Here is an 11,091-nt window from a genome sequence, read left to right as displayed (position 1 = left end):
GGGCAGTTCTTGCTGGGGGCAGGGGGAAAACCTCATAAATAAATTTATTCGCTCTGAGACCCGAATAGAGCCGGGAATTCCAGAATCGTTCTCCCTCTGCCCTCTGCTCCCTACTCCCCTGCCTCTTTGGTCAGTAGTCAGTTATCAGTCTGATTATTCTTTGCTAATTACTGTTCACTGACTACTGACACTATCAGCCATCTCTATCATTACCTTTTTAAGACTATTGTGAAATTTACAATACATCCATTGAGAATGTTAGCGACGACCTTGCCAACGCTGAATTGGGATGCAGTCAATATCTAGTTGATCTAAAGCACGGGCAACTACAAAATCCACTAAATCCTCAATAGTTTGGGGATTATGATACCAGGCAGGAATAGCGGGGACAATTCTCACTCCAACTTCTGCTAGAGAGGTTAAGTTACGGAGGTGGATGAGGCTAAAAGGGGTTTCACGGGGAACAATGACCAGCTTTCGTCCTTCTTTGAGTTGGACATCTGCCGCCCGTCCTAGTAAATCGGAACTCAAGCCAGCCGCTAGCTTTGCCACTGTGCTCATGCTGCATGGAATAATTATCATCCCCAGAGTGGGAAATGAACCACTGGCAATCCCGGCTCCAACGTCACCCCAAGGATGGCAACGGAGTTTACCTGAAATTGCGACTCCAGCTTGCTCTCGCCAGAATTGTTCTTGCCCGGTTGGTTCTGGTGGCATCCGAATTTCCTGTTCTGACTGCCAAACCATGTAAGTAGATTTAGAGGCAACCAATTCAATACTAAACTCCGCTTCTAGCAAAAATTTGATTGCGCGAACAGCGTAAATCAGACCAGATGCGCCCGATACGCCTAAAATCAGAGGTTTTGTGTTATTTGACACGTAAGGTTTAGTTTATAAGACGCAGGGGGCAGGGGAAAAGGTACAAACCTCGCCTCTTGTGGGCGAAAGCACCGCTGCTCCTTTTCTCCCTTCATTGAGAGCAACAACTGCAAGTGGCGTGGTTTTTCTCCCCTGCTCCCAGCTAAGAGCTCCCTGCTCAAGAGCTTTTTCACTTTACTCATCATCAGAGTAAGGGTCTAGGTCATCAGACTCAATGTCATTTGGTAAGTAGAGGTCTGAAAGCTCCTCATTGGAACCATTGCCAGTTAAACCTCTGGGTACGCCATCGCTGCCAACTGTTACCAAATCAATTTGCTGACGGTAGTAATCGACACTCTTAACTTGTACGGCGACGCGATCGCCTAATCTGTAAGAAGCGCGATTTTTGCGACCAAACAGTGCCTGTTGTCTGGCGCGATATTCATACCAATCGTCTTTAAGAGAACTGACGTGTACCAATCCTTCTACCCTCAAAGGCACACCAGGATTACTGCTGGATTCTACCTCGGCTGCTGGTACTTCAATTTCCACAAAGAAACCGTAGGATTGAACCCCGGTAATTACGCCTTGAAATACCTGACCGATGCGTTGCTTCATCAGTTGGGCTTTTTGCAGTCCGGCTAAATCGGCTTCAGCTTCTTGGACTTCTTTTTCTCGGTCGTTGATTTGGACAATTACTCTAGTCAAATCGCTTTGCAGTTCTTGTTGCAATTCTGGGGGTAAAACGTTCCAGTTAATTTCCTCGTGGCTAGAGGAGTGGCGGAGGTTAACGCGCTCTCTCACCCGGGTATTGCGGCGATCGCGTCCGTTTTCGAGTAGCGCGTAATACACTCTCTGCATCAGCAAATCTGGGTAACGCCGCAAAGGAGCGCTAAAGTGGACATATTGCGGTAGTGCCAGACCAAAGTGAGATCCTTTGGTGGTGCTGTACGCAGAAGGTTTAAGGGTATCTTGTAATAAGTAAGTTAGAACTTGCTCAGAGGGAGATTCCGCAAAAGCTGTGGTCAAATGTTGATAATCTAAGGGTTGAATATCGACTTCTGGATCTAGTGTGAGGTCAACGCCTAAATTGACTGCCAATTTCAGCATTTCCTGGACATCTTCAACATCGGGTGTACCTTGAACTCGCCAGATGGCGGGAACACCAAGAGCATTTAAGTGAGTTGCTACCAATTGATTAACTAATAGTACCAACTCCGTGAGTAGCGATCGCACTGGTAAATCATTCACCACCACAGCGCCGAGAATCCCCTCATCATAGTAGGCATTTTGGCTGGGCGGCAGATTCAACTGGAGGCTACCACGATTCAACCGTACCTGTTTGACGGCTGTTTGCAAGGCTTGAAGGTCTTGCAGGATTTGGGAAACCTGTGGGGATTGATCTTGAGCTTCACCTGTGAGAATTGCTTGGGCAAGTTCGGTACTCAGTGCAGTCTCGACGTTAATTACACTGGGTTGAATTTCCCACTCCAGGACTTGTCCAGATTGGGGATCAATGGTAATTAAAAAAGAGATAGTTAAGCGATCGCTCCCAGGTACTAAAGAACAGCGTTCTGCCACACCTAGGGGCAAAATTGGCAGTACTAATTCTCCCAGATACACTGATTTGCCCCGTTTGAGTGCTTCTCTATCTAGGGCTTCGTCGGGTTGGACATAGTGAGAAACATCGGTGATATGAACGCCTAAAAGCCAATTTCCGGCTAAGTTTTTTTCTAAACTAAAAGCGTTTTCTATAACTTTTGTATCGCCATTTACTCCTTCAATGGTGAAGGTAAATAAATTACGCAAATCCAGTCGATTTTTCAGGTCTGCTTTGAGTAGCTTTTTGGGCAACTTGGCGGCTGCATCTAGCACATTATCTGGAAAAGTCCGGGAAAGGTCGTGTTTGCACGTAACTAAATCTATATCAGCAGCAGCTTCGGCATCGCTACCGAGGATTTGCACCACTCGACCAAGGGGAGGATATTGTGCCAATGGGTAACGCAAAACTTCTACATGAACCAAGTGATCGATCGCTTCTTCCAACTTTGCCCCGTTAGGCTGGATCTTCAGTTCAAACAGCAATCGATCATCTAAAGGCACAGCCCGAAAACCAGCTTCCACCTGCTTAATTCGTGCCAGTAAAGTGTGGTTAGAACGTTCTAGAATTAGCTTCACCTCCCCTTCGGGAGAGCGACGGCGACTGCCTTCTTTGAGAACTCTGACCAAAACGCGATCGCCATTCCAAGCATTACTCAAATGACTTTCGCGGATGTAAATATCCTCAGCTCCTTCCACATCTTGAATAGCAAAGCAAAAGCCTTTACTAGAACAACGGAGTTTTGCCTCGATTATTCCCTCTTCTGAGACACGGCGGTACTTGCCCCGTTCCTTCACTAAAATACCGATTTTTTCGAGAACATCTAAGGCAATGTGAAGTTTTTGTAAGCTTTTTTCATCTTCACAGCCAAGTTTCTTTTCTAAAACCTTCCGAGCTACCAATTTATCATCGGTGAAATTGGCAAGGAGTGTAGCGATTGAAAATTCCATGCAGTGAACCGACCTTTGGTCAAAACATCATTTGTTGTTTAATCTGGTTCTTTTCTGTATACCCTCACGGCTTACAGAAACAAGTTGGAAACGAATTGCTCAGAGGCAAGGCTTCCTAAGTTCTAAGGAAAGGAAGCCCGACCCCGCAAGAGCGATAAATTACTCCTGCAGTTTTGAGTAAAGGAAGGCGACCCATAGACTACTCTGGGCGTCTACGAACTTCTCACTGCACGATGCTCTCAGAGTTCGCCTGCGTTCAAGTCTCTTCACCTAACCAAACTTAAGATTACACGCCTGATTAGGATTTAGCCCCGCTAAGTAATTACGCGACGGGTTTTTGAGAAGCTGGGTTTAGAGAATCCATACTGCCCAAAAGCGCTATGCAGGGGAGCCACTGCGGTGAGGCAGCCCCCGTCTTGGCGGTTCCCGTCGATAGCGCAGCGTTAGCGAGTTATCGAGCGTCTGGGGGACTGCCGAACCCGGAGGGTCTTCTCCCAAGGGGAGACGCTAAAAGCGATGGGGTTTCCCCAAGTGGAGCAAGTGGCGTGGAAACTACAGGTGTTTGATTGTCTAGAGTGAAGGTAATTTTACGACATTAGACTCTGATATTGAACTAGGCAAAACTGCCGTGAACCCAATTTTCCCACATGTAGAATCGGTAACAATTAGGTAAGCAGGTTAATAAGCAGTGAGGGCGAACCTTATCTCCATTATTGTAGATTTAGAGCGCACTTCCAGAAAATAGTTCTAAATATCCAGTTGGGTAATCAGTATAGCATTACAGGCAAGACTACCCAGATAAGTTAGCACTAGCCAAAAATTTCTTCAAAAAAGAGCTACTGCTACAATTGGGACACGAGACAAAGCAAGAATATCACCTTGATAGAGAATTATGCTTACTCATAGCCTGCCAAGAAACTGATGACACATAGTAAGCAATATTGGCAGGCATCCTGGGTATCGAGTGGATGTAAATTAAAGTAAGGGCAGATGAGCTAGCTTGAACATACAGGCAGTTTCAACTCCGTTATTAAAAATATTTAGATTGGTAGCAGTATTATGTTGGCTCAATTCCAGAGCTTGTATCCCAAAGGCAGTCTGATTTCTGAATTAGTGCAAATTTTTCAAGGAAAATATATTGTCCGGGCAAGCGTGCAAATAGAAGGCGTAACCCGTGCTACGGGTATGGCAGCAGCAGAAACAGTAGAAGCAGCAGAAGACCAAGCCAGAACCAGGGCGTTGATAGTTTTGGGTATTACAAATGCGCCACAGCAATCAGTGGCATTTAGCTCAAATCCAATTCCCCCAGCGCAGCTAGATCCTTCCTTGAATACCAAAGGTGGATTGAATGAGTCTGCTGCTTATTCCTCTGCAAAGGATGAGGATTTTGTTGGTAGTCAGTGGCCAATGGTCAGCGACAAAGAAATATCGATACCGCCTTCTAAAGTACGGAACATCAAACCAGAAGTAGTAACAAACAATAATGAACAGTACGGGTACAACAGTGGTGCGTCCCTACCAAGCGATAGCTATAGCCAGGATTTAGGTAAAAACTTTCCTGCGACAGCCAACAAGGAGCTAGAATTTGATCCTCCAGTGGAAAACTTGGAAATAACCTTTGATAACCAGGTAGAAAATCAAACCTTTCCAGGGATTTCTGCTAATAATGTCACACCATTTACACCTCGAAGTTACAGCCCTCAAGAGGATGTCGCCACCCCGCCAGTGACAGGAAAGAGAAAGAAGAAAGCTGAACCCGTTGATTTATCGGATGTAATTGCTAAAACAGATGTCGAACTTCAGCGTTTAGGCTGGACACCAGAACAGGGACGGGAACATCTGATTGAAACATACGGTAAGCGGGGGCGTACTTTGCTAACTGAAGAAGAATTACACGGGTTCCTCAAATACTTACAATCGCAGCCAGACCCAATAGCGGGATTTTGATTAGTCATTAGTCATTAGTCATTAGTCAGTTGTAAGGACTAATAGACCTCTTGCAAAAGTCTATCTACTTTTCCACATCCCGTGAAAAGTCAGGTTGAGCGATCGCATTTGCTTGTTGAGCGATCGCATTTGCTTGTTGAGCGATCACATTTGCTTGTTGAGCGATCACATTTGCTTGTTGAGCGATCGCATTTGCTTGTTTGGAATTGCGAATTGCGAATTGCGAATTGTTTTAACCCAAGCGTATTGTATTAAGTACTTAAGCAGGCGACCCATTCCAAAAATAACCCCTCTTCACGTTACAAAGAGGGGTTATTTTTAGGGTTTAAGGAAATTAAAAGTGGTAAATCACCATTAATAGTCGCGACTATTAATTAAGAACAGCAACTGCTGGACGGCTACCAGCAGCGTGACGGTCAATTACTTGGTCAATCAAGCCATATTCCCTGGCTTCCTCTGGTGACATGAAAAAGTCACGTTCAGTATCTTCAGCAATCCGCTCAATTGGTTGACCTGTATGTTCAGCTAAATAGTCGTTTAGCCGCCGCTTATGGTACAGAATCTCCCGCGCCTGAATTTCAATATCAGTCGCCTGTCCTTGAGCGCCGCCTAGAGGTTGATGAATCATAATCCGAGAATGGGGTAGACTCATCCGTTTACCCTTAGTACCTGCACTGAGGAGGAAAGCGCCCATACTCGCCGCCAATCCGGTACAAATTGTACAGACATCAGGGCGAATATGCTTCATAGTATCAAAAATGCCCATACCAGCCGTCACCGAACCACCGGGAGAATTGATGTACATATAAATGTCTTTCTCCGAGTCTTCGGCATCCAAATACAGCAGTTGGGCAACAATCAAGTTAGCAATGTTGTTGTCAACTTGTTGTCCCAAAAAGATGATGCGCTCACGCAACAGCCGTGAGTAGATGTCAAAGGCGCGTTCGCCTCGACCCGATTGTTCAATAACGATAGGAATCATGGAAGCGTGTTTGTGGCTACTTTAAATACATTTTATCGGTGACAGCACGAAACTGGGGTTTATCTCTACTGTTCTCAAGCAGATAAATCAAACCTTTCTCGTTTTCTGTTGCCCAAAAAGAGTACAAAAGATGATTTTGCGATAAATTCAACCCCCAAAGGCACTTTTTAACCGCAAAAGGCGTCTAAGAAAATATCCCATGAAGAACAAATCAAAAAACTCCAATCATCGCCAACCTCATATCTCGGCATTTGCTGGACAACTTTGGCGATGTGGTGATTAGACCGATAACCAAAATCAGACTTGCTTAGGGAATTGTGTTAATACTGTAACAATTTAAACATTTTTTTAGGATTTCCCTCGGCAAATATCAAATTATTTTTGTTACATTCAGTAAACCGATAAAACTAAATGTATTTAGAATAACTAGTCATACTTGAAATGCTATCCATCCAAAGAGACGTGCCATGTTGGAAAAACTTGTACAAGCCGCCATCATCACCTTCTTGCTCCATCTGATAGCAGGACTTAGCCCAAATACTTTAATTCAGACGAAGACAGCATCACCTGTGCGAGAAACGCCACCAAATATTGTTAGCTTGCTATTGCGATCTTTTCAGTAAGAATTTTTCATAAATTGCATAGGTGTCAGCCCCTTTTGGGAAGTCAAAAGTCAAAATTAATACCAATTTGAAAAAAATGCGACAGATGGGTAGGGCACAACCAACATTGTTGTGCCCCTACAAATAATTGATGTGTCGCAAACAATATTTGAATTGGTATAAGAACCCCATAAATAAATTGGCATTGCTCTGCATCCAAATTATTTTTTGGTCATTAATATCACAGATATGCACTACGACCTCTTACCCAAGAGATAATTCGCTCGTAGGATTTCTTGCTTATCTACATACCCGTCTAGCCTGAGACTCCTGAGAAGAGGATAGACTGAGCAAAGAAGGCAACTATTTGCATTTAATCATGACTAATCGCCTTGCTGAAGCTAAGAGCCTCTATCTCCGCAAACACGCCGAAAACCCGATTGATTGGTGGTCTTGGTGTGACGAAGCACTTGCAACTGCAAGGGCGCAAAATAAACCGATTTTTCTTTCCATTGGCTATTCTAGTTGCCACTGGTGTACTGTCATGGAAGGCGAGGCTTTTTCTGATATTGCGATCGCTGACTACATGAATGCTAATTATCTTCCCATAAAAGTAGACAGGGAAGAAAGACCTGACCTCGATAGCATCTACATGCAAGCTTTGCAGATGATGAGTGGTCAAGGGGGTTGGCCTTTAAACGTATTTCTTTCCCCAGAAGATTTAGTGCCGTTTTACGCTGGTACTTATTTTCCTGTAGACCCGCGTTATGGTCGTCCTGGATTTTTACAGGTGTTGCAAGCCCTTCGCCGTTATTACGATACCGAAAAAGCAGAATTACAGCAACGCAAAGCCTTAATTATTGAGTCGCTACTCACATCTGCGGTATTGCAAGATGGTACAACAGATGAGCTTGAAGACCATGAATTACTCCGCCAAGGTTGGGAAACCAGCACAGCTGTAATTAGTCCTAGTCAATCTGGGAATAGCTTTCCGATGATTCCCTATGCGGAATTAGCACTGCGGGGAACTCGATTTAATTTTGAATCTCGCTATGATGGCAAGCAAGTTTGTACCCAACGGGGATTAGACTTAGCGCTGGGAGGCATTTACGACCATGTGGGCGGTGGCTTTCATCGCTATACTGTTGACGCTACTTGGACAGTACCCCACTTTGAAAAAATGCTCTATGATAATGGACAGATTGTAGAGTATATAGCTTCTTTATGGAGTGCAGGAGTACAAGAAGCAGCCTTTGAGAGAGCAGTTGCTGGTACTGTACAATGGCTGAAGCGAGAAATGACCGCGCCTGAAGGTTACTTCTATGCTGCTCAAGATGCCGACAGCTTCATTGATCCCACGGCAGTAGAACCAGAAGAAGGAGCCTTTTACGTCTGGAGTTACAGCGAACTACAACAACTGTTAACGCCTGAAGAATTGAGGGAATTAGAACAGTTTACTGTGTCACCTAACGGCAACTTTGAAGGGCGTAATGTCTTGCAAAGACGCCATTCTGGGCAACTGAGTGCAACCCTGGAAACAGCACTGAGCAAGCTGTTTACCGCTCGCTATGGCGTTAGTTCTGAGTCTTTAGAAACTTTTCCTCCGGCTCGTAACAACCAAGAAGCAAAAACCACTAACTGGCCAGGTCGCATTCCCTCCGTGACAGATACGAAGATGATTGTCGCTTGGAATAGCTTGATGATTTCTGGGCTGGCTAAAGCTGCTGGGGTTTTTCAAGAACCGTTATATCTGGAATTAGCAGCACGAGCAGCGAATTTTATCTTGGAAAATCAGTTTGTCAATGGGCGTTTTCAGCGACTCAATTATCAAGGAGAACCAACCGTTTTAGCGCAGTCTGAAGATTACGCCTTTTTTATTAAAGCTCTCCTGGATTTACAAACTTCCAACCCTGAGCATAAGCAATGGTTAGAAAAAGCGATCGCTATCCAAGATGAATTCAACGAATTTCTTTGGAGTGTGGAATTAGGTGGTTACAATAACACATCTAGTGATTCTAGTCAAGATTTAATTGTGCGGGAGCGTAGTTACGTTGATAATGCTACACCATCAGCTAATGGAATTGCGATCGCTAACCTTGTCCGTCTTGCCCTACTCACCGATAATCTAGATTATTTGGATTTAGCGGAACTTGGCTTAAAAGCTTTTAGGAGTGTGATGCATCGCTCCCCTCAAGCTTGTCCTAGTTTATTTACAGCGTTGGATTGGTATCGTAACTCTACCTTGATTCGCAGCACCACTGAGCAAATAAACTCTTTGATCCCCAAGTTTTTGCCGGTGGCTGTGTTTACTATCACATCTGATTTACCAGAGGGAAGCATTGGGTTAGTTTGCCAAGGTTTGAAATGTCTTGCACCAGCAGCAAATGTAGAGCATTTATTGCAGCAAGTAGAGAAAAGTCAGGTGAGGGCGTGAAATAGTTTTATTTCTCCCAACTAGAATGTTACCAGCAGGTCATCCAGTCTTGATCGCAACTTTCTGCGCGGTTGCTCATTTTACCCCGTATAGTGATGATGTCTAAACAGACCAAGGATTAACCATTAGAACCCCTGTCCCAGCAAAATCTTTTTCGTTACGGGTAACAAGTGATAAAGAGTTATGAATTGCAATCGCTGCAATAAGAGAATCCATGAGAGGTAGAGGTCGCCCATTCTGTTCTAGTTGCCCGACTAAATTTCCCCACAACAACATTGTTGAGACATCTATATTTAAGATTCTTTGTTGAAAGCGATTGGGCAGGGTTTCATTCAGCCAAGTTGTTAGAGATTCTTTCCGCTTAGATGCAGTAATTTTGCTGATGCCTTTAGCAATTTCGCCAATTGTGATGACGCTAAGGTAAAGTTTTTCTGGCACTTGGGCATCTAGCCAATCTAAAACTTGTTGATTTGGTTGTTTGGCAACAAGTTCGGAAATCAGGCAGGTATCAAGGAGATAAGTCATGGAGTGAAGGCATTACGGGGAAGGGTGCGATCTCGACTAAGGTCAAGTTCTTCGGTGAGTTCAGCTAGGGGGGATTGACGGAAAAACTCTGAGAGTTTGCTTGGTTGATCTGGGTGGGTGTTGTTGTGTGTGGTCAGGCTTTGGGCAAGGAGTTGAATGATGTATAGTTTATCGTTGGGGGAAAGCTGAAGGAGTTGTTGTTCGAGTTCTTGGCTAGGCATGATGGGGTTTAAGTAGAAGATAAATTTATTCTACTTTCAGCGTCACGGGTTAATTTAGTTTGACTCGTTTTTTGCCCTCTATTTTTTTGACGAATGACTATTAACTCATGTAGCAAATTAACCGCCATTGTGCTAGCTGGCGGTAAAAGTTCTCGGATGGGTCAAGATAAAGCCTTGATTCCCATTCAAGGAGTGCCGTTGTTACAGCGAGTTTGTGGGATTGCTCAAAGCTGTGCTGATGTTGTTTATATAGTCACTCCCTGGCCAGAACGCTATCAAGATTTGCTTTTGCCTGGTTGTCAGTTTATTCGGGAAGTGCCTTTATCTGGAGAATCTCTAGCCCAAGGGCCTTTAGTTGGTTTTGCCCAAGGGCTAGCCGAAGTTAAAACAGATTGGGTGCTACTGCTAGCTTGCGATTTGCCGAGGTTGCGGGTTGAGGTGTTGCAAGATTGGGTAAGTAGACTTGATAGCGTGGGGGATAATGCGATCGCAGCTTTAGCTGAACATCCTAAAGGCTGGGAACCTCTGTGTGGTTTCTATCGCCGTCGCTGTTTGCCACAACTCTTAGAGTTTATCAACCAAGGGGGGCGATCATTTCAGCAGTGGCTTCGGCAATATCCTGTAGAAGTTTTGCCTTTAGCAGAACCCGAAATGCTGTTTAACTGTAATACACCAGAGGACTTGGCTTTAAGTTAACGTCAGTCTCCAACGGAGGCGCACGTTAAAATTAGCTTATGCTTGCAGCACATTAACTGCGATCGGGTATAATTTCCATTAATAGAATCTACTCATCTTGCGGCTTGTCTAACTTGTCTATTTTATTTTTGCGTGCCAATACCGTCGCATAAGTGTCTATCACTCTCACTGAGATTAGGATTATTTTGTAAATAAGCGCGTACCCAATCACAACTGCGCCCTATTAAAGGGTCTAAGTCTAGATTCCAGAAATCTAGATTCCAGAGTTTGATTGTC

Annotated in this window: 9 protein-coding genes; 4 read left to right on the top strand and 5 right to left on the bottom strand. The window is 44.4% G+C overall.

Going from position 1 to position 11,091, the window contains the following annotated elements:
• Window positions 1-258 precede the first annotated feature (258 nt).
• A complete protein-coding gene (locus tag ACFE90_RS30525) occupies window positions 259-879 on the bottom strand; it encodes a flavin prenyltransferase UbiX (RefSeq protein WP_375506093.1) in 621 nt (206 codons plus the stop codon).
• A gap of 174 nt (window positions 880-1,053) precedes the next feature.
• The gene (locus ACFE90_RS30520) at window positions 1,054-3,408 is read right to left on the bottom strand and encodes a ribonuclease R family protein (protein ID WP_375506092.1); all 2,355 of its coding nucleotides are present in this window, start codon (window positions 3,406-3,408) and stop codon (window positions 1,054-1,056) included.
• Window positions 3,409-4,467: 1,059 nt separating this feature from the next.
• Here ACFE90_RS30520 and ACFE90_RS30515 point away from each other — a divergent pair.
• Window positions 4,468-5,355, top strand: a complete 888-nt coding sequence (locus ACFE90_RS30515; RefSeq protein ID WP_375506091.1) for a hypothetical protein — start codon at window positions 4,468-4,470, stop codon at window positions 5,353-5,355.
• Window positions 5,356-5,725: 370 nt separating this feature from the next.
• Here ACFE90_RS30515 and clpP read toward each other — a convergent pair whose 3' ends face one another.
• Entirely contained in the window at window positions 5,726-6,337 is a 612-nt protein-coding gene (gene clpP / locus ACFE90_RS30510) for an ATP-dependent Clp endopeptidase proteolytic subunit ClpP (RefSeq protein WP_229451819.1), read from the bottom strand.
• 467 nt (window positions 6,338-6,804) lie between these two features.
• On the opposite strand from clpP, the gene ACFE90_RS30505 reads away from it, so the two are divergent.
• Together ACFE90_RS30505 and ACFE90_RS30500 are read left to right on the top strand one after the other, a co-directional pair.
• Window positions 6,805-6,960 (top strand): hypothetical protein, encoded by a 156-nt coding sequence (locus ACFE90_RS30505; protein ID WP_181373890.1) that lies wholly within the window; start codon window positions 6,805-6,807, stop codon window positions 6,958-6,960.
• Window positions 6,961-7,318: 358 nt separating this feature from the next.
• Entirely contained in the window at window positions 7,319-9,373 is a 2,055-nt protein-coding gene (locus ACFE90_RS30500; protein ID WP_375506090.1) for a thioredoxin domain-containing protein, read from the top strand.
• Between the two features lie 102 nt (window positions 9,374-9,475).
• Here the strand turns inward: ACFE90_RS30500 and ACFE90_RS30495 are convergent, their stop codons facing one another.
• Both ACFE90_RS30495 and ACFE90_RS30490 read right to left on the bottom strand, forming a co-directional pair.
• Window positions 9,476-9,898, bottom strand: coding sequence for a type II toxin-antitoxin system VapC family toxin (locus ACFE90_RS30495; RefSeq protein ID WP_375506089.1), 423 nt, complete (start codon window positions 9,896-9,898; stop codon window positions 9,476-9,478).
• A complete protein-coding gene (locus tag ACFE90_RS30490; protein WP_375506088.1) occupies window positions 9,895-10,119 on the bottom strand; it encodes a hypothetical protein in 225 nt (74 codons plus the stop codon). The genes ACFE90_RS30495 and ACFE90_RS30490 overlap by 4 nt, the downstream gene beginning before the upstream one ends.
• 93 nt (window positions 10,120-10,212) lie before the next feature.
• Between ACFE90_RS30490 and ACFE90_RS30485 the strand changes: the two genes are divergently transcribed.
• Window positions 10,213-10,815, top strand: a complete 603-nt coding sequence (locus ACFE90_RS30485) for a molybdenum cofactor guanylyltransferase (RefSeq protein ID WP_375506087.1) — start codon at window positions 10,213-10,215, stop codon at window positions 10,813-10,815.
• The last annotated feature ends 276 nt before the right edge of the window (window positions 10,816-11,091 follow it).

The organism is uncultured Nostoc sp. (assembly GCF_964245445.1).
Taxonomy (GTDB): domain Bacteria; phylum Cyanobacteriota; class Cyanobacteriia; order Cyanobacteriales; family Nostocaceae; genus Nostoc.
The sequence above is the reverse complement of the archived record's forward strand: the minus strand, read 5'-3'. Positions and strand labels throughout refer to the sequence as shown.